This is a genomic window from Streptomyces sp. DSM 116795 (genome assembly GCF_055792905.1).
The window spans coordinates 6,080,440-6,099,443 of sequence record NZ_CM147707.1; the positions used below are offsets into that span (position 1 = coordinate 6,080,440).

18 protein-coding genes and 1 pseudogene are annotated in these 19,004 nt (G+C 70.0%); 14 read left to right on the forward strand and 5 right to left on the reverse strand.

Features of this window, described 5'->3' with window-relative positions; translation table 11 throughout:
* Nucleotides 1-184: 184 nt before the first annotated feature.
* On the forward strand, nucleotides 185-1,126 hold the full coding sequence (locus ACSMXX_RS26185; RefSeq protein WP_473184978.1) for a heme o synthase: 942 nt from the start codon (nucleotides 185-187) through the stop codon (nucleotides 1,124-1,126).
* 244 nt (nucleotides 1,127-1,370) lie between these two features.
* On the opposite strand, the pseudogene ACSMXX_RS26190 reads toward ACSMXX_RS26185, so the two are convergent.
* From ACSMXX_RS26190 to ACSMXX_RS26205, 4 genes and pseudogenes are all read right to left on the reverse strand, one after another.
* A pseudogene (locus ACSMXX_RS26190) lies at nucleotides 1,371-1,682 on the reverse strand (hypothetical protein); the annotation flags it as partial.
* A 91-nt stretch (nucleotides 1,683-1,773) separates the two neighbouring features.
* On the reverse strand, nucleotides 1,774-2,916 hold the full coding sequence (locus tag ACSMXX_RS26195; RefSeq protein ID WP_473181140.1) for a COX15/CtaA family protein: 1,143 nt from the start codon (nucleotides 2,914-2,916) through the stop codon (nucleotides 1,774-1,776).
* Nucleotides 2,917-2,997: 81 nt separating this feature from the next.
* On the reverse strand, nucleotides 2,998-3,714 hold the full coding sequence (locus ACSMXX_RS26200; protein ID WP_473184979.1) for an ABC transporter permease: 717 nt from the start codon (nucleotides 3,712-3,714) through the stop codon (nucleotides 2,998-3,000).
* Nucleotides 3,715-3,761: 47 nt separating this feature from the next.
* The gene (locus ACSMXX_RS26205) at nucleotides 3,762-4,688 is read right to left on the reverse strand and encodes an ABC transporter ATP-binding protein (RefSeq protein WP_473181141.1); all 927 of its coding nucleotides are present in this window, start codon (nucleotides 4,686-4,688) and stop codon (nucleotides 3,762-3,764) included.
* Nucleotides 4,689-4,876: 188 nt separating this feature from the next.
* Between ACSMXX_RS26205 and ACSMXX_RS26210 the strand changes: the two genes are divergently transcribed.
* From ACSMXX_RS26210 to ACSMXX_RS26265, 12 genes are all read left to right on the forward strand, one after another.
* Nucleotides 4,877-5,887, forward strand: a complete 1,011-nt coding sequence (locus ACSMXX_RS26210; RefSeq protein ID WP_473181142.1) for a helix-turn-helix transcriptional regulator — start codon at nucleotides 4,877-4,879, stop codon at nucleotides 5,885-5,887.
* Nucleotides 5,884-7,305, forward strand: coding sequence for a Fe-S cluster assembly protein SufB (gene sufB / locus ACSMXX_RS26215; RefSeq protein ID WP_473181143.1), 1,422 nt, complete (start codon nucleotides 5,884-5,886; stop codon nucleotides 7,303-7,305). The genes ACSMXX_RS26210 and sufB overlap by 4 nt, the downstream gene beginning before the upstream one ends.
* A 109-nt stretch (nucleotides 7,306-7,414) precedes the next feature.
* A complete protein-coding gene (gene sufD, locus ACSMXX_RS26220; protein ID WP_473181144.1) occupies nucleotides 7,415-8,623 on the forward strand; it encodes a Fe-S cluster assembly protein SufD in 1,209 nt (402 codons plus the stop codon).
* Entirely contained in the window at nucleotides 8,620-8,958 is a 339-nt protein-coding gene (locus tag ACSMXX_RS26225) for a non-heme iron oxygenase ferredoxin subunit (protein WP_473181145.1), read from the forward strand. The genes sufD and ACSMXX_RS26225 overlap by 4 nt, the downstream gene beginning before the upstream one ends.
* 7 nt (nucleotides 8,959-8,965) lie before the next feature.
* Nucleotides 8,966-9,730 (forward strand): Fe-S cluster assembly ATPase SufC, encoded by a 765-nt coding sequence (gene sufC / locus ACSMXX_RS26230; RefSeq protein WP_473181146.1) that lies wholly within the window; start codon nucleotides 8,966-8,968, stop codon nucleotides 9,728-9,730.
* Nucleotides 9,731-9,735: 5 nt separating this feature from the next.
* Complete coding sequence (locus tag ACSMXX_RS26235; RefSeq protein WP_473184980.1) at nucleotides 9,736-11,007, forward strand: cysteine desulfurase; 1,272 nt, start codon at nucleotides 9,736-9,738, stop codon at nucleotides 11,005-11,007.
* Nucleotides 11,008-11,051: 44 nt separating this feature from the next.
* A complete protein-coding gene (sufU, locus tag ACSMXX_RS26240) occupies nucleotides 11,052-11,519 on the forward strand; it encodes a Fe-S cluster assembly sulfur transfer protein SufU (RefSeq protein ID WP_473181147.1) in 468 nt (155 codons plus the stop codon).
* On the forward strand, nucleotides 11,516-11,845 hold the full coding sequence (locus ACSMXX_RS26245) for a metal-sulfur cluster assembly factor (RefSeq protein WP_473181148.1): 330 nt from the start codon (nucleotides 11,516-11,518) through the stop codon (nucleotides 11,843-11,845). Before sufU ends, ACSMXX_RS26245 begins: the two co-directional genes overlap by 4 nt.
* 138 nt (nucleotides 11,846-11,983) lie before the next feature.
* Nucleotides 11,984-12,304 carry a DMT family transporter gene (locus tag ACSMXX_RS26250; RefSeq protein WP_473181149.1) on the forward strand — a complete coding sequence of 107 codons (321 nt, stop codon included), beginning with the start codon at nucleotides 11,984-11,986 and terminating at the stop codon, nucleotides 12,302-12,304.
* Entirely contained in the window at nucleotides 12,304-12,870 is a 567-nt protein-coding gene (locus ACSMXX_RS26255) for a TetR/AcrR family transcriptional regulator (protein ID WP_473181150.1), read from the forward strand. The genes ACSMXX_RS26250 and ACSMXX_RS26255 overlap by 1 nt, the downstream gene beginning before the upstream one ends.
* Nucleotides 12,871-13,041: 171 nt before the next feature.
* On the forward strand, nucleotides 13,042-14,049 hold the full coding sequence (gene dapD / locus ACSMXX_RS26260; protein WP_473181151.1) for a 2,3,4,5-tetrahydropyridine-2,6-dicarboxylate N-succinyltransferase: 1,008 nt from the start codon (nucleotides 13,042-13,044) through the stop codon (nucleotides 14,047-14,049).
* A 111-nt stretch (nucleotides 14,050-14,160) separates the two neighbouring features.
* The gene (locus ACSMXX_RS26265; RefSeq protein ID WP_473181152.1) at nucleotides 14,161-15,057 is read left to right on the forward strand and encodes an EI24 domain-containing protein; all 897 of its coding nucleotides are present in this window, start codon (nucleotides 14,161-14,163) and stop codon (nucleotides 15,055-15,057) included.
* Between the two features lie 176 nt (nucleotides 15,058-15,233).
* Here ACSMXX_RS26265 and ACSMXX_RS26270 read toward each other — a convergent pair whose 3' ends face one another.
* Entirely contained in the window at nucleotides 15,234-17,072 is a 1,839-nt protein-coding gene (locus ACSMXX_RS26270) for an endonuclease/exonuclease/phosphatase family protein (protein WP_473181153.1), read from the reverse strand.
* 308 nt (nucleotides 17,073-17,380) lie between these two features.
* Between ACSMXX_RS26270 and ACSMXX_RS26275 the strand changes: the two genes are divergently transcribed.
* Nucleotides 17,381-18,973, forward strand: coding sequence for a hypothetical protein (locus ACSMXX_RS26275; RefSeq protein ID WP_473181154.1), 1,593 nt, complete (start codon nucleotides 17,381-17,383; stop codon nucleotides 18,971-18,973).
* Nucleotides 18,974-19,004 lie beyond the last annotated feature (31 nt).

The following is a 19,004-nucleotide window of genomic DNA, read 5'->3' on the forward strand; positions in this document are numbered from 1 at the left end:
CCGGGCGCATGCGGCAGAGCCGGACCGGAGGCTCCGCCTCTGCTCCCGGGGGTCGCCCCGGGAGCCGCCGCCGCACCCCCCGCGCAGGCCGGATACCGGCGCCGTCTAAAGTGGCGTGGTACGCGCGAGCCTTACGGAACGTGGCCCGTTCACGCTCGCATTCATGAAGTCATCAGGGGTGTACGTGACGGCCGTCGGATCCCGTCCCGCGGGGGTGCTCGAGACCAGCACCGTGGACCGGTCGTTCGGTGCCCGCGTCAAGGCGTACGTCGCTCTGACGAAGCCCCGCATCATCGAACTGCTGCTCATCACCACGATTCCGGTGATGTTCCTCGCCGCCCAGGGCGTCCCCGACATGTGGCTCGTCGTGACGACCTGTGCCGGTGGCTATCTCTCCGCGGGCGGCGCCAACGCGCTGAACATGTACGTCGACCGTGACATCGACGCGCTGATGCACCGCACCGAGAAGCGGCCCCTGGTGACCGGAGTCCTCACTCCGCGTGCGGGCCTCGTCTTCGGGCTGACCCTGGCGGTCGCCTCCACCCTGTGGTTCGGACTGCTCGTCAACTGGCTCTCGGCGGCGCTCTCTCTGGGCGCGCTGCTCTTCTACGTCCTCCTCTACACGATGGTGCTCAAGCGGCGCACCTCGCAGAACATCGTGTGGGGCGGCATCGCGGGCTGCATGCCCGTCCTCATCGGCTGGTCCTCGGTGCGCAACGAGGTCAGCTGGGCCGCCGTCATCCTCTTCCTCGTCATGTTCTTCTGGACGCCGCCGCACTACTGGCCGCTGTCGATGAAGGTGCGCGAGGACTACGCGCGCGTCGGCGTGCCCATGCTTCCCGTCGTCGCGACGAACTCCGCGGTGGCACGTCAGATCGTGCTCTACAGCTGGATGATGGTCGCGGTCTCGCTCCTGCTGTGGCCGCTGGGATATGTCGGCTGGTTCTACACCAGCGTCGCCCTGGTGTCGGGCGGCTGGTGGCTCTGGGAGGCGCACGCGCTGCAGTCGCGGGCCAAGTCCGGGGCGAAGGGCGCCAAGCTGAAGGAGATGCGGCTCTTCCACTGGTCGATCACGTACGTCTCGCTGCTGTTCGTGGCGGTCGCGATCGATCCCTTCCTGCGCTGAAGAAGAGGGCCTGCGCTGCGGAGGAGCTGCCCTGGACCTGGGAAGAGCGGCTTGCGCCCGGGAGACGCCGGGCGGCGCGACGGTCCAGCCCGTACACATGTGAGGGCCCGGACCAGTGACGGTGGTCCGGGCCCTCACCGCTCCCCCCGGAACGGATCGTGGTGCGCCGCGTCAGGCGTCAGGCGTCCGCTGAGCCCGAGGAGTCTGCCGGGCTCGCGGAGCTCTTGCCGGCGGGGCTGCGGGCGCCACCGGTCTCGCCGCCGAGCTGGATGCCCGCCATGCGGCTCCACTCGTAGGGGCCGGTCTCCATCCTCGCGGCCATCTCGCCGTCGAAGGACTCGTGCACGGTGATGCCCGCCAGCTCCGTGGCCTGCCGGGCCGCCTCTGACGACGGAGCCATCAGGTCGCCCCAGGTCCCGTCGGCGCCGACGAGCGCGATACGGGCACCTGCCTGGCCCACGTAGGCGATCTGTCCGTCCGCGCTGCCGCCGTGCCGCTGCGCGAACGCGGTGATCTCCTTGGCGAGCTTGGCCGCCCGCTTGCTGCTGTCTGCCATGCCTCGATGCTACCGGCGGGTATACGGCGCGACCACGGGCCTGCGGGACGGGAGACCGATGCCACATGCCAGGGTCACGGCCATGCGGGAGCTACGGGCCGGACGACCCGGACGACCCGGACGACGAGGCCGCGGCGGGCCTGTCCCGGTCGCCGTCGGCGGGGGCCGGCACGGCGCCGGCCGGGCCGGGCCCGTACTCGGGCTCCGTGCCGTGGGGTGCTCCGCCGGACGCCGCCGCGCGGACCTCCTCCGGGGCGCTCCCGGGCGGCAGTCCGCGCTCCCGCAGCGACAGCAGAAGGCGCAGCGTCGCGATCCACACCAGGGCCGCGCCCAGCAGATGCAGCCCGACCAGGACCTCGGGCAGGTCCGTGAGGTACTGGACGTAGCCGAGGACTCCCTGTGCGAGCAGCACGATCAGCAGCTCACGGGTGCGGCGCCTCGGACCCTCGGGTGCGTCGAACGCGCGCAGGACGAGCCAGACCGCCAGCGTCAGAGCGACCACGATCCAGGCCAGGGCGGCGTGCACCTGAGCTGCCACCTCGACGTCGACCGGCATGCGAGGCACCTTGCTGCTGTCGCCCGCGTGCGGCCCGGAACCCGTCACGACGGTGCCCACGGCCACCAGGGCCGCGGCCGCTGTGGTCAGCATGACCACCAGCTTCTTCACCGGCGGGCCCGCCAGCGGACGAGGCGGTACGTCGCCCTCCCTGGCGCGCAGCCAGGTCAGCGCGGCGACCGTGAGCAGCCCCGTGGCGAGAAGGAAGTGCCCGGCGACCGTGTACGGATTGAGCTCCGTCAGCACGGTGACGCCGCCGATCACCGCGTTGCCCATGACGAGCCAGAACTGCGACCAGGCCAGCCGGCTCAGACTCCTGCGGCGCGGCTTGGCGGCCCGTGCGGCGACGATGGTCCAGCCGACGGCGGCACTGAGCACGTACGTCAGCATCCGGTTGCCGAACTCGATCACCCCGTGCACGCCCATCTCCGAGGTGGCGTACAGGCTGTCGCTGCTGCACTTGGGCCAGGTCTCGCAGCCCAGCCCGGAGCCGGTCAGACGCACGGCGCCGCCGGTCACGATGATGACGACGCTCATCACGAGCGCCGAGAGGGCGGCCCGGCGGACGGTGCCCGGGGCGGGCGTCCAGCGCCCGGCGATGTACGCGACCGGATTGCGCAGGAGTTCGAGCAGGTTCTGCGGCTTCGGCTGGTTCGGCAGGGGAGGCACGGGAGACATCGTAGGGGCGAGCTTGTGCGCGCATTCACGAGGGGTCGGGGGAGGGGCGGGACGGGGTGCGAGCCGCCCAGGATGAGCCCTTCACTCCCACTTGAAGAAGGCCGCCGCGGCGGCGAGCCCCGCCACCGCCCAAGCGGCCAGTACGCCGAGGCCACTCCACGGGACGCCGGCTCCGTGCTGGAGCACCTCGCGCAGGCCGTCGGAGAGAACGGAGACCGGCAGCACCCCGAGCACACTCTGCACGCCGTCCGGGAAGCGGTCGAGCGGCACGATGACACCGCCGCCCACCAGCAGCAGGACGAAGACCAGGTTCGCCCCGGCGAGGGTGGCCTCCGCCCGTACCGTCCCCGCCAGCAGCAGCCCGAGACCGGAGAACGCGGCCGTGCCCAGGAGCAGCAGCAGCGCCACGGCGGCCGGGTTGCCGTGCGGCGACCAGCCGAGTGCGAGCGCGACCACGGTCAGCAGCGTCACCTGCAGCGCCTCGACGACCAGTACCGAGCAGGTCTTGGCCGCCATCAGACCCCAGCGGGGCAGCGGGGAGACGCCGAGCCGCTTCAGTACGCCGTAGCGGCGCTCGAATCCGGTGGCGATTGCCTGGCCCGTGAAGGCCGTGGAGAGCACGGCCAGCGCCAGGATGCCGGGGGTGAGGAAGTCGACACGGGCACCGCCGCCGAGCTCGACGACGTCGACCGAGCTGAAGAGCACCAGCAGCAGCGTCGGGATGACGACGGTGAGGAGCAGCTGCTCGCCGTTGCGCAGCAGCATCCTGGTCTCCAGGGCAGCCTGGGCGCCGATCATGCGCCACAGCGGCGCCGCGCCCGGCGCCGGGATGAAGGTGCCGGCGCTCACGAACGAAGCTCCTTGCCTGTGAGTTCCAGGAAGACGTCCTCCAGGGTGCGGCGCTCGACCGAGATGCGGTCCGGCATGACGCCGTTCTGCGCGCACCAAGAGGTGACCGTGGCCAGCAGCTGCGGGTCGACGGTGCCTGTCACGCGGTAGCCGCCGGGGACGAGTTCGGCGGCGGCGGTGTTGTCGGGCAGGGCCTTGAGCAGGGAGGCCAGATCCAGGCCGGGCCGTCCGGTGAAGCGCAGCGAGTTCTCGGCGCCGCCGCGGCACAGCTCGTCCGGTGAGCCGTCGGCGACGATGCGGCCGTCGTCGATGATGACGACGTCGTCCGCCAGTTCCTCGGCCTCGTCCATGTGGTGCGTCGTCAGTACGACGGTGACTCCGTCGGTGCGCAGCGCACGTACGAGTTCCCAGGTGGCGCGGCGCGCCTGCGGGTCGAGGCCGGCGGTCGGCTCGTCGAGGAAGACCAGCTCGGGGCGGCCGACGACGGCCATGGCGAGCGAGAGCCGCTGCTGCTGGCCGCCGGAGAGCCGCCGGTAGGGCGTACGGCCGCAGCTCTCCAGGCCGAGGGTGTCGACGAGCGAGTCGACCGGCAGCGGGTTCGCGTACAGGCCTGCCATGTGGGCCAGCATCTCCTCGGCGCGCGCCCCCGAGTACACGCCGCCGCTCTGCAGCATGACGCCGATGCGGGGACGCAGCCGGGAGGCCTGTGCGACGGGGTCGAGCCCGAGGACGCGGACGGTGCCGGCGTCCGGTCTGCGGTAACCCTCGCAGGTCTCGACGGTGGTGGTCTTGCCCGCACCGTTGGGGCCGAGGACCGCCGTGACCGTGCCGTGCGGGACGGACATGCCGAGCCCGTCGACTGCCGTCCTGCTGCCGTACCGCTTCACCAGGCCCACGACCTCGAGAGCCCCTCCGCTTCCCATATGGGGGAGTCTAAGGATTCCGAAGTGCCTTGCGTGCCCGGGGGTTGAGATGCGTGACGGTCCCCCGGCGGGGGCGGCAGGGCGGCGGTCGTGAGCGGGAGGTAAGGCTCCCCTTACGTGACGCAGGCCATTCCGCCAGGTCAGGAGGCGGCTTGCCGCGCCGCGATGAATTACGCAACAATGACGTTGTGAAAAAGACGGCTGAAGGACACGAGACGCGAGCGGCGGCCGGAGCGGCCGCCGGCGGTTCGTCCGTGCCCGGCCAGTCCGGCCAGTCCGGAGGCCCCGGCGGCCAGGACGAGCAGCGCGGCACGCGCAACAGGGTGGCGCGTTCCATCCTGGACCACGGCCCGTCCACCGCCGCCGAGCTGGCGCTGCGCCTGGAGCTGACGCAGGCCGCCGTCCGCCGCCATCTCGACTCACTCGTGGGCGACGGCGTCGTCGAACCGCATGAGAAGCGGGTCTACGGCTCGCGCGGCCGTGGGCGGCCCGCGAAGGTCTTCGCACTGACCGACTGTGGCCGGGACGCCTTCGACCAGGACTACGACAAGCTGGCCGCGGACGCCCTGCGCTGGATAGCGCAGAGCGCCGGCGGCGGCGAGAGCGGCGACGCGGCGGTGGCGGACTTCGCCCGCGCCCGAGTGGCCGCCCAGGCGGAGCAGTACAGGCGCGCACTGGAGCGGGTGCCGCCGGAGGAGCGCACCCGGGCTCTGGCGGAGGCACTGACCAAGGACGGGTACGCTGCCACTGCGCGCAGCGCACCCGCCCCGGCAGGTGCCCCCGCGGGCGAGCAGCTCTGCCAGCACCACTGCCCGGTGGCGCACACCGCCGAGCAGTTCCCGCAGCTGTGCGAGGCGGAGACGGAGGTCTTCTCCCGACTGCTCGGCACCCACGTCCAGCGGCTGGCCACGATCGCCCACGGCGACGGGGTGTGCACCACCTTCGTCCCGCAGAGCCTGCCCTCGGCGGGAAGACCCCGGGGCGGATCCCCGTCGCAGTCCGGGAACGTCGCAGGGCCCGGCGGCAGGACCACCGGCGGGAGCGCCGGTGAAGCCCCGGGCAGGACGAGCGCAAGCAGCACGCACCAGAGCAAGACCGACAAGAGCAACAAGAGCACAAGCAACAAGAGCAAGAGCGACACCAAGGCGAGCAACGCCACCACAGCACCTGCGAACACCGCCGGGAGGAACCCCGCATGACCTCTCCTACGGAGACTGCTCACCCTGAGCTCGACGGGCTGGGCAAGTACGAGTACGGCTGGGCCGACTCCGACACGGCCGGTGCCACCGCGAAGCGTGGCCTCTCCGACGAGGTCGTCCGCGACATCTCGGGGAAGAAGAACGAGCCGGACTGGATGCTGAAGCTCCGCCTGAAGGGCCACCGGCTCTTCGAGAAGAAGCCCATGCCCAACTGGGGCTCGGACCTCTCGGGCATCGACTTCGACAACATCAAGTACTTCGTCCGCTCCACCGAGAAGCAGGCGCAGACCTGGGACGACCTGCCCGAGGACATCAAGAACACCTACGACAAGCTCGGCATCCCGGAGGCGGAGAAGCAGCGCCTGGTCGCCGGTGTCGCCGCGCAGTACGAGTCGGAGGTCGTCTACCACCAGATCCGTGAGGACCTGGAGCAGCAGGGCGTTCTCTTCCTGGACACCGACACGGCGCTGCGCGAGCACCCGGAGATCTTCCAGGAGCACTTCGGCACGGTCATCCCGCCCGGTGACAACAAGTTCGCCGCGCTCAACACCGCGGTGTGGTCGGGCGGTTCGTTCATCTACGTGCCGCCGGGCGTGCACGTCGACATCCCGCTCCAGGCCTACTTCCGCATCAACACCGAGAACATGGGCCAGTTCGAGCGGACGCTGATCATCGTCGACGAGAACGCCTACGTGCACTACGTCGAGGGCTGCACGGCTCCGATCTACGACTCGGACTCGCTGCACTCCGCCGTCGTCGAGATCATCGTGAAGAAGGGCGGCCGCTGCCGCTACACGACGATCCAGAACTGGTCGAACAACGTCTACAACCTGGTCACCAAGCGTGCGGTGGCCTACGAGGGCGCGACCATGGAGTGGGTCGACGGCAACCTCGGCTCGAAGGTCACCATGAAGTACCCGGCCGTCTACCTGATGGGCGAGCACGCCAAGGGCGAGACGCTCTCGGTCGCCTTCGCGGGCGAGGGCCAGCACCAGGACGCCGGCGCGAAGATGGTGCACATGGCACCGCGCACGTCCTCCAACATCGTCTCCAAGTCGGTGGCCCGCGGCGGCGGCCGCACGTCCTACCGCGGTCTCATCGAGATCGCCGAGGGCGCCGAGGGCTCGAAGTCGAACGTGCTGTGCGACGCGCTGCTCGTGGACACGGTCTCCCGGTCGGACACCTATCCGTACGTCGACGTCCGCGAGGACGACGTGACGATGGGCCACGAGGCCACCGTCTCCAAGGTCAGCGACGACCAGCTCTTCTACCTGATGAGCCGGGGCCTGTCCGAGGACGAGGCGATGGCGATGATCGTCCGCGGCTTCGTCGAGCCCATCGCGAAGGAGCTCCCGATGGAGTACGCGCTGGAGCTCAACAGGCTCATCGAGCTGCAGATGGAGGGCGCGGTCGGCTGAGGCCGGCCCGCGCGCCTCGCGGCCCGCACCGCAAGCGACTTGACCCAGGCAGCTTCCGCAGAGTCCCTTCGAGGCTTCCGATTCCCAGAGAGTGAGCAATACGAGCGCCATGGCTGAGGCTCAGAACTCCCCCGAGGACGTCGTCCAGGGAGGACCCCCACCGGTCGGTTCGAACACCACCGGAGCGATCGCGGTGGCAGCTGAGTCCACCGTCGCCACCCGGATGAGTGCACCGCCCTCCTTCGACGTGGCGGACTTCCCCGTGCCGCACGGCAGGGAGGAGGAGTGGCGCTTCACACCGATCGAGCGGCTCAAGGGGCTGCACGACGGCACGGCCGAGGCGTCCGGCTCACTCAAGGTCGAGGTGGACGCACCCGAGGGCGTGACGCTGGAGACCGTCGGGCGCGACGACGCGCGCGTCGGACGGGCCGGCACCCCGGTCGACCGGGTCGCCGCGCAGGCGTTCTCCTCCTTCGAGAAGGCCACGGTCGTGACGGTGCCCAAGGAGGCCGTGCTGAAGGAGCCGGTGCGGGTGTCCCTGCACGGCGAGGGCGGCGTGACCTACGGGCACACGGTCTTCGAGGTCAAGGACTTCGCGGAAGCCGTCATCGTCATCGACCACACCGGCGACGCGGTGCGGGCCGCCAACGTGGAGTTCGTCCTCGGCGACGGCGCCAAGCTGACCGTCGTATCCGTGCAGGACTGGGACGACACGGCCGTCCACTGCTCGCAGCACAACGCGCTGGTGGGCAGGGACGCCGCGTTCAAGTCCGTCGTCGTCACCTTCGGCGGTGACGTCGTACGTCTCCACCCTCGTGTGAACTACGCGGGCCCGGGCGGCGAGGCGGAGTTCTACGGCCTGTTCTTCACCGACAACGGCCAGCACCAGGAGCACCGCCTCTTCGTCGACCACGACAGGCCCAACTGCCGCAGCAACGTGGTCTACAAGGGTGCTCTGCAGGGTGCCGAGGCGCACGCGGTCTGGATCGGCGACGTGCTGATCCGTGCCGCCGCCACCGGCACCGACACCTACGAGCTGAACCGCAACCTCGTCCTGACGGACGGCGCGCGGGTCGACTCGGTGCCCAACCTCGAGATCGAGACCGGTGAGATCGTCGGGGCGGGCCACGCCTCGGCCACCGGCCGGTTCGACGACGAGCAGCTGTTCTACCTCCAGGCCCGGGGCATCCCCGAGCAGGAGGCGCGGCGGCTGGTCGTGCGGGGCTTCTTCGCCGAACTCGTCCAGCAGATCGGTCTGCCGGACGTGGAGAAGCGCCTCATCGAGAAGATCGAGGCGGAGCTGGAGGCGTCCGTATGAGCGGCGAAGGCTTCGTGCGCGTGGCGGCGCTCGGCGAGCTGGAGGTGGACACTCCCAAGAGGGTGGAGCTCGAAGGTGTGCCGGTCGCTCTCGTCCGTACGGAGGGAGAAGTGTTCGCGGTCAACGACATCTGCTCGCACGCGAACGTCTCACTGTCCGAGGGCGAGGTCGATGACTGCCAGATCGAGTGCTGGCTGCACGGCTCCAGCTTCGATCTGCGCACGGGCAAGCCGTCCGGGCTGCCCGCGACCCGCCCCATCCCCGTGTACCCCGTAAGAATCGAAGGCGACGGCCCCGATGCGGCTGTGCTCGTCTCCGTCACACAGGAGTCCTGAAGTCCCCATGGCAACGCTTGAGATCAACGACCTGCACGTCTCCGTCGAGACCGAGAACGGCCCGACCGAGATCCTCAGCGGCGTCGACCTGACTGTGAAGCAGGGCGAGACGCACGCGATCATGGGGCCGAACGGTTCCGGCAAGTCCACGCTCGCCTACTCGCTGGCGGGCCACCCCAAGTACGCGATCACCGGCGGCTCGGTGAGCCTCGACGGCGAGGACGTCCTGGAGATGACTCCGGACGAGCGCGCCCGCGCCGGCGTCTTCCTCGCCATGCAGTACCCGGTCGAGGTGCCCGGCGTCTCCGTCTCCAACTTCCTGCGTACGTCGGCGACGGCGCTGCGCGGTGAGGCGCCCAAGCTGCGGCTGTGGGTGAAGGAGGTCAAGGAGGCCATGGAGCGCCTCCAGATCGACCCGTCCTTCGCCGAGCGGAACGTCAACGAGGGCTTCTCCGGCGGTGAGAAGAAGCGGCACGAGATCCTCCAGCTGGAGCTTCTCAAGCCGAAGATCGCGATCCTCGACGAGACCGACTCAGGCCTCGACGTGGACGCGCTGCGGGTGGTCTCCGAGGGCGTCAACCGCGTCCGTGAGAACGGCGAGGTCGGCACCATGCTGATCACCCACTACACGCGCATCCTGCGCTACATCAAGCCCGACCACGTCCACGTGTTCGCCAAGGGCCGGATCGCCGAGTCCGGCGGTCCCGAGCTGGCCGACAAGCTGGAGGAAGAGGGCTACGAGGAGTACGTGAAGGGAGGCGCCGCTTCGTGAGCGATGTGACGCTTCCGGGTCTGCTCGCTGGGTCTGATCAACTACTGAGCGAGGCACTCCGCAAGGACTTCCCCATCCTGGACCGCACGGTCCACGACGGGCACAAGCTCGTGTACCTGGACAACGCGGCGACCTCGCAGAAGCCGCGCCAGGTCCTGGACGCGATGAGCGACTACAACGAGCGCCACAACGCCAACGTCCACCGCGGTGTCCACGTCCTCGCCGAGGAGGCCACGGCGCTGTACGAGGGGGCGCGGGACAAGGTCGCGGGCTTCATCAACGCGCCCAGCCGAGACGAGGTCGTCTTCACCAAGAACGCCTCCGAGTCGCTCAATCTCGTGGCCAACATGCTCGGCTGGGCCGACGAGCCCTACAAGGTCGAGCACGACACCGAGATCGTCATCACGGAGATGGAACACCACTCCAACATCGTTCCCTGGCAGCTGCTTTCGCAGCGTACGGGCGCGAAGCTGAAGTGGTTCGGCCTCACCGACGACGGGCGGCTCGACCTGTCCGCCGTCGACGAGATCATCACCGAGAAGACCAAGGTCGTCTCCTTCACGCTCGTCTCCAACATCATGGGCACGATCAACCCGGTCGAGGAGATCGTCCGGCGGGCCCATGAGGTCGGCGCCCTCGTCGTCGTCGACGCCTCACAGGCGGCACCGCACATGGTGCTGGACGTTCAGGCGATCCAGGCCGACTTCGTCGCCTTCACCGGGCACAAGATGTGCGGCCCCACGGGCATCGGCGTGCTGTGGGGCCGGCAGGAGCTCCTCGACGACCTGCCGCCCTTCCTGGGCGGCGGCGAGATGATCGAGACGGTCACCATGCACGCGTCGACGTACGCGCCCGCGCCGCACAAGTTCGAGGCGGGCACGCCGCCGATCGCCCAGGCCGTCGGCCTCGGTGCGGCCGTCGACTACCTGTCGGCCATCGGCATGGACCGGATCCAGGAGCACGAGCACGCGCTGACCGCGTACGCCGTGGGAAAGCTGAGCGAGATCCCGGACCTGCGCTTCATCGGCCCCACCACGGCCGAGGACAGGGGCGCCGCGATCTCCTTCACGCTCGGGGACATCCACCCGCACGACGTGGGCCAGGTGCTCGACGAGCAGGGCATCGCCGTCCGCGTGGGACACCACTGCGCACGGCCGGTCTGTCTGCGGTACGGAATTCCTGCGACCACGCGGGCGTCGTTCTATCTGTACTCCACGCCGGCCGAGGTGGATGCCCTGGCCGCGGGCGTGGAACACGTACGGAACTTCTTCGCCTAGGACGACGGCGTGGGCCGCAGAGGACTGGACGGACGGACTGACTCGTGAAGCTGGACTCCATGTACCAGGAAGTGATCCTGGACCACTACAAGAACCCGCACGGCAAGGGCCTGCGCGAGGGCGACGCCGAGGTGCACCACGTCAACCTGACGTGCGGTGACGAGATCACGCTGCGTGTGCGCTACGACGGCGAGACGATCAGCGACGTCAGCTACGAGGGCCAGGGCTGCTCCATCAGCCAGGCGAGTGCCTCCGTACTGAACGAGCTGCTGGTCGGCAAGGAGCTCGGCCAGGCCCGCACGATCCAGGAGACCTTTCTGGAGCTGATGCAGTCCAGGGGGCAGCTCGAGCCGGACGACGCCATGGAGGACGTGCTGGAGGACGCCGTCGCCTTCGCCGGGGTCTCGAAGTACCCGGCGCGTGTGAAGTGTGCTCTGCTGAGCTGGATGGCATGGAAGGACGCCACCGCCCAGGCGCTGGGCGAGGACTCGGTAAAGGAGAAGACGGCATGACCGAGACCACCGCGAAGCCCGCGAGCGAGGACGAGGTCCGCGAGGCGCTGCTCGACGTGGTCGACCCTGAGCTGGGCATCGACGTCGTCAACCTGGGCCTGATCTACGGGGTCCACATCGACGAGTCGAACATCGCCACGATCGACATGACGCTCACCTCGGCGGCTTGTCCGCTGACGGACGTCATCGAGGACCAGGCCAAGTCCGCGACCGAGGGCATCGTCGACGAGCTGAAGATCAACTGGGTCTGGATGCCCCCGTGGGGTCCGGACAAGATCACCGACGACGGCCGCGACCAGCTGCGGGCGCTGGGCTTCAACGTCTGACCGCTGCCGCGCACGAACGGCCATGCCGCCAGGACATCCTGGCGGCATGGCCGTTTCTCATGCCGGTGACGGGCGGAGGGTGACGCGCGGGGCCCCGGTAATGTACGCCCGTACACAACGTTGTGTACGCTCGTACGCATGGTCTATGTGACGCTCGCCGGCGCGATCCTGGCGGAGGTTGTGGGCACAACCGCGATGAAGTACAGCAACGGCTTCAGCAAGCTGCTGCCGTCCCTGATCACGGGCTTCAGCTATGCCGTGGCTTTCATACTGCTCGCGCAGGCGCTCAAGACGATGGCCGTCGGGACCGCCTATGCGATCTGGGCCGGCGTGGGCACCGCGGCCATCGCCGCGATCGGCATCGTCTTCATCGGGGAGTCGGTCACGGCGGCGAAGATCATCGGCATCGTGCTCGTCATCGGGGGAGTCGTCGTGCTCAACCTCGGCGGGATCCACTGATGGCACGGCGGTACGACCCGGAGCGCCGCGAGCGCATCATCGACGCTGCCATCCGGATCGTCGAGCTCAAGGGAATCGGAGGGCTGAGCCACCGCACCGTCGCCGCGGAGGCGGGTGTGCCGCTCGGGTCGACCACGTACCACTTCGCCGGCCTCGACGACCTGCTCGTGGCCGCACTGGAGCAGGTCTGCACCGGGCCGCGCAGCGGCATGAAGGACTGGGCGGAGGCGCTGTCCGGGACGGACGCGCGGGCCGGCGGGGGCCCGCCGCTCGCGGACGTGCTCACGCGGCTTCTGGAGGAGTACGCGTACGGGGACAGCGGCCGTATCCGCCTGGAGTACGAGCTCTATCTCGCCGCCCTGCGGCGTCCGGCTCTGCAGCCCGTGGCCGCGGCGTGGCTGGACGAGATGGTCGACGTCATCGGGCGGCACACCGCGGACGCCGCCACCGCGCGGGTCCTCGTGGCGCTGATCGACGGGCTGCTGCTGCAACTGCTGCTCACCGACCGGCCGTTCGACCGTGCGGCGGTGCGGGCCGCGCTCGCGCGCGTCACGGGCGAGACCTGAAGAGGCCGGCGGGTGCGTCGCTGGTGCGACGCCGCTCCGCGTCCGGCGTCCGCTCCGCGTCCGGCCTCCGCCCCGTCCGGCGTCCGCCCCGCGTCCGGCCTCCGCCGCGGTGGCTTCCGACGGCTGAGACCGGTTGGCCTCGTCCGCGGGAGGGCCGATAACGTGCGCGGCATGACGCAAGCAGCCACCTCACCTCGTACGACCGGCGCGGTCGCCGTCGGGCTCGCCACCATCTCCCGCGGAAGCGACGGCGAAGAGACCGTCCTCGACACCTGGTTCCCCGCCCCCGAACTCGTCGAAGAGCCCGAGGGCCCCGTCGGGAGCGAGCGCCTGAGCCCGGAGCAGGCCGCCGAGGCGCTGGGCGAGGCCGCCCGGGAGGCGCTGGGCCCCGACGCGGTGCGCGGGGTCGAGACCGTGGCCGTGCGTACGGTCATCGGCTCGCTGGAGGACAAGCCCGCGGACACGCACGACGCGTACCTGCGGCTGCATCTGCTCAGCCACCGCCTCGTACGGCCGCACGGGCTGAACCTGGAGGGCCAGTTCGCACTGCTCGCCAACGTCGCCTGGACGAGCCTCGGCCCGGTCGCCGTCGACCGGCTGGAGCAGGTGCGGCTCGCTGCACGCGCCGCGGGCAGGCATCTGAGCGTCACCAGCGTCGACAAGTTCCCGCGTATGACGGACTACGTCGCACCGAAGGGCGTGCGTATCGCCGACGCCGACCGTGCACGCCTCGGAGCGCACCTGGCCGAGGGCACCACCGTCATGCACGAGGGCTTCGTCAACTTCAACGCCGGCACCCTCGGCACGTCCATGGTCGAGGGCCGCATCAGCGCGGGCGTCGTCGTCGGCGACGGCTCCGACATCGGCGGCGGCGCCTCGATCATGGGCACGCTCTCCGGCGGCGGCAAGCAGCGGATCTCCATCGGGGAGCGCTGCCTGCTGGGTGCCGAGGCCGGGATCGGCATCTCCCTCGGTGACGACTGCATCGTCGAGGCGGGACTGTACGTGACGGCCGGCACGCGCGTATCGCTGCCGGACGGGAAGATCGTCAAGGCGCTGGAGCTGTCCGGCGCTGACAATCTGCTCTTCCGCCGCAACTCGACGACCGGCAGGGTCGAGGTCCTCCAGCGCAGCGGCTCGTGGGGCGGGCTGAACGAGGCGCTCCACAGCCACAACTGACCGCGGGGCGCGCACCGTTCACCGATTGCCCGTTCTTTCCGGTGGCTCCACGGCCCGCTGCGCCCCGGCCGCGTTGCCGCCCGCATGCCCGTAGGCCATAGGCTTACGGGCATGCGTGATCTCGCCGCGGGGATGCGGTACTTGGGGCGTGGACAGCGGTGGGCGCTGGGCCACGGACGGTGGTTCGGCTTCGGGTTGCTGCCCGCGCTGCTGGCTCTGGTGCTCTACGCGGCGGCGCTCACCGCGCTCGCCTTCTACGCGGGAGACGTCGCCGCCTGGGCCACGCCCTTCGCGGACGACTGGGACGAGCTGTGGCGGGACTCCCTGCGCGGGCTCTTCGCGGTGCTCCTCTGGATCGGCGCGCTGCTGCTGTCGGTGGTGACCTTCACCGCGGTCACGCTCGTGATCGGCGACCCCTTCTACGAGAAGCTGTCGGAGCAGGTCGAGGAGTCTGAGGGCGGCGCGCCGCCCGGCCCGGACCGCCCCGTGTGGCGGGAGGTGTGGACGTCGCTGTGCGACAGCCTCTTCGTGCTGTGGCGCATGCTTCTCCTCGCCGTCCCGCTCTTCTTCCTCGGCTTCCTGCCGGCGGTCGGCCAGACCGTCGTGCCCGCGCTCGGCTTCTGCGTCTCGGGCTTCTTCCTCACCCTTGAGCTGGTCTCCGTGGCCATGCAGCGCCGCGGTATTCCCGTACGGGAGAGGTTGCGCGTCCTGCGTACGCGCAGGGCGCTGGCGCTTGGCTTCGGCGTCCCGCTGGTGCTGCTGTTCCTGGTGCCGCTGGTCGCGGTCGTGCTGATGCCGGGTGCGGTCGCGGGCGCGGCGCTGCTCGTACGGGATCTGACGGGCGAGGACGAGCGGCGCGAGAGCCGGGACGGCCGCGAGGGCGGGCAGTTCGGGCCGGCTCCGGGACGGGGACCGGGAGCGGGCCCGGGCCAGGCACCGGCACCCGCACCCGGAATCAGTGCTCCGAAGACCCCGGATCCGTGGCCCCGCGGGGGAAGCCCGCAGTAGGCGGCGTCATGCCGGGAAGCGTGGTGGTGAGCCCGACCGGGGCGCGGTCGATGGCCGGCTTGCTGCGGCAGAGACGGCACGGCCGGAGTGCCGGTCACGGCAGGAACAACCGGCGGGCGCCCACCCTCAAGGGCGCCCGCCGGCGGGACGGTCGTGGTGCGGCCGTGTGAGCCGCCTTACGGCTTCAGGCGGATGACCGACGGGTCGTGGTCGCTGGCCTGGTCCTGGAACTCGGCGTTGATGTGCACGATGTCGTACTTGACCGGGCCGACACCCGGGCTGGTCACCGCATGGTCGAGGACCTGCGAGTTGCCGTTGAAGACGTAGCCGTAGCGCTCCTCGGCCGGCAGCTCGTCCATGGGGCTGGTGAAGACCCCGCCTTCGCGGATGGCGTCGAGGCTGGGGGAGAAGGGGAAGTCGTTGAAGTCCCCGGCGGCGATGACCGCGGCGTCCTTGTCGACGGACTCGACCTTCTTGGCGAAGGAGTTGACGAGCTTCGCCTGCGCGGTGCGCTGCTTCTCGGACTCGCGCACGGGCGGCTGGAAGCGGCCTTCCATCGGCTGGTCGCCGCCCTTGGAGCTGAAGTGGTTGGCGACGACGAAGACTTGGCGGCCCTTGAAGGTGAACTCGCCGGCAAGCGGCTTGCGGCTCTCCTTCCACGCCTCGTCCTGCGGCTCGATGCGGCCCGGGTTGGCCGACAGCTTCGGCGCACCGCCGTCGTCGTCCACCTTCACAGGCGTGGTCGCGTCGCCGCCCTTGCGGTCTGTGAAGTCGACCCGGTCCGGGTTGTAGAGGAACGCGACGCGTATGTTGCCGCCGGGCTGGCCGCCGTCGGCGTTGTTCCCGGGGTCGATCTGGCGCGCCTCGTACGCCGGGCCGCCCGCCTTCTCGATCGCGTCGGTGAGCGTCTTGAGGGTCTTGCCGGCGGCGACGGTGCCGTCGTCCTGCGGGCCGGAGTCGTCCTGCACCTCTTCCAGGGCGACGACGTCGGGGGAGGCGAGGTTCTTCACCAGCGCCTCGGAGAGACGCTCGAACTTCGCGGGCTCGCTCTCGGGGGAGAGGTTCTCGACGTTGTAGGTGGCGACGGAGAGTTCGTCCTTGCTCTGCTTGCGGGTCTTCTCCCGCTTCAGCTTGTTGTCCTTCAACTCGCCCATGGCCGTGGCCCGTACGGTGTAGCCGCCGAAGTTGTCGTAGTCGAGGGGCCCGGTGGTCGTACCGCGCAGCTCGTCGCCGACGTCCGCCTTCGGGAAGGGGTTCTCCTCGCGCGGCAGCAGCGAACTCACCTTCATGCGGGCGCCGTTCTGCTGGTCGTAGTCACCGTAGAGGGTGCCGCCGCGCGGGGTCGGGTTCTCACCGGGGTCGGCCGTCACCCACAGCTCGCCGAACTCGGTGCTCGGGCCGGTCACCGGCGCGTTCTTGAGGCCGGCGCGCATGCCTTCGAGGGACTCGTAGAGGTCCAGCGCGAACTTGCGGGGCTGCAGCTTCAGCGACTCGATGTTTCCTTCGTCGCCCTTGCCTTCGGGTGCGTACGCGTCGGGGACGCGGTCCGCGTCGAGGCCGACGGCCTTGGGCAGCTTCGCCTTCTTCTTCGAGGCAGCCTTCCACTCGGCGTCCGTCAGCTGTGTGACGGACTGGCCGCCGGCTTCCTCGCCGCCGGGGTAGAACTCGGCGACCTCGCCGGATATCCGTATGGAGTCCCCGGCCTCGACGTCGGGTGTCTTCTCGCCCGTGAAGACGAAGATGCCCTCGCTGGTGGCGGGATCGTCGTCCGGCTTCGGGTCCTGGAGCCAGAAGCCGCGCGCCTTGCCGAATCCGCGCACCGCCGTGACGACTCCCGGCACATCCGCGACCTGCTTGCCGGCGAACGGCGAAATCCGGGCGCTGCCCTGGATGTCGTGGAGGCGTGGCTCCTCGGCCGTGCTCCCGGACGCGGAGACGGCGGTCATGACGAGCAGTGTTGATCCGCACACCGCCGCGACGGTGAGTGCGGAGGTACGGGCGAGACGGGACGACAACGGTGCCTCCGGGGGGTGGCGGATTACGAACTTTCCAGGTCCGTACGGTCATTACGGACGGGTAATCTCTACGCGCGTAAAAGTCTGTCGTGCTCATCTCACTTGTCAAGCAGATGCGGACCATTGAGCATGTGTGCCACACAACTCCCGGGCGGCCGCCTTCCGGTGCCACCCGGAGTCGTCGGACGGTGACCGACAGGCGCAAGAGTGACGGCCACGCGATTCGGGCAGTGCGGGACACATCCCGTCTACGCTGGGGGCCGCATCCTTCCCGCAACGTGTAGCACCCGTAGGAGATGAACGCGCTGATGTCCGGTGAAACGACCGGGGGCGACCGTCCCGCCATGCCGCCCGTGCGGCTGTCCTCCGAAGCCGAACTCGCGCGGGACGCACTGGCCGCACCGCTCTTCTCGTGGGCCGCACGCCTCGCGGTCTGGGCCGGAGAAGAGGGCGGAGCCGCCGGCCCCGGGGGCGCCGCAGGTGTGCCCGTCGGTGCCGGAGGTGAGCTGCTCGCGGAGCAGTTGAAGGAGGCCGTCGCCCATCTCGGGCTCTCCGAGGACGAGGACGGGGAGATGCACACGGCACAGGCTTGGCAACTGGCCGTCGACACGGACCTGTTGGAGGTCGAGGAGGACGGCGGGGGCGGCGCCGACGAAGGCGGGGAAGCGGGCGCGGAGGCCGGCGCGGCAGGGGGCGTCACCATCACCGAGGAGCCCGTGGGCACCGCACGTCCCGGAGTGGAACTGGACCAGTTCCGGAGTGGCAGCCCGCAGGACGTGCTGGAGATCTGGCAGGGCGGCCTGGAGAGCGTGCTCGCCGACGCCGCGACCCCGAGCTTCGAGGACCTGATCGGCGGCCTCGACGGCGTCACCGGCGAGGACGGGCAGATCGATCCGGAGGCCATCGACCTCGACTCCCTCGACTGGAACCCGGAGCAGGAAGCCGACTTCCTCGACGGGACGCTGGGCAATCTCTACGTCCTTACCGCGAGCGATCAGGCCGTCTCCGCCGGTGCGATGGTGCCGCTGCCGGTGCTCGCAGCTTCGATGATCGTCCCGGACGACATGGAGGAGCCCACGGACGCCGTTCTCGAAGAGGTCTCGGCGGCGATGATGAAGCTCGACGAGCAGTTCCGGATGCTCGCGCCGACCGGGCTCGTCGAATACCAGCCCGTGGACGAGGCGTTGACCGAGGAGACCGACGAGGACGCCGAACTGCCGGAGAACCTCGACGAAGAGGACGTATCCCGCTACGGCATGGTGCGGCTGACCCCGCTCGGAATCCACGGTGTGCGCGTACGCATGCGCGAGGCGGGCGTCGAAGCCCCCGCCGTCGGCGACCTCGCCGAAACGGACGCGGAGACGCTGCTGAGCGCGCTCACCGTGTACACCGAGGAGAACGCACAGGCGGAGATCGAGTCCTGGCTCGCAGCCCGTACGTCCCTGGAGTCCGCCCGTGAACTGCTCACCGCGTCCCGTGGCACGGACGAGCACGCACCCTCCCGCCGCCTCGCATGCCAGCAGGCCCTCTCCCTCATCGGTACGGAGGCCGAGCCGGCCCTGCGCGAAGTCCTGGAGGACCGGCAACTGGGCGGACTGGCCCGTGTGTGGCTCGTCGAGCACGGCGCGCAGGACGTCCCGCAGCCCGACGAGGAGATGGTCTTCTGGCTGACTGTCGACACGATCGCCGCGCAGCTGGCGACGGCCGGTGAGGCCGCCGAACTCCAGGGCCTGGTACAGGGGTTGGTCGATCAGCACGCGGGGTTCTTCGACAAGGCCTGGAAGGTCGACCACCCGGCGACGGGCGACGTCCTGGAGGCGATGGGCCGCGTACACCCCGACAAGCAGACGGCGAAGGACGCACGCAAGGCGGCCTTCAAGGCCCGCAGCCGGCTGGGCTGAGCGGGCACGACGCCGGCGACGGTGCCGGGGC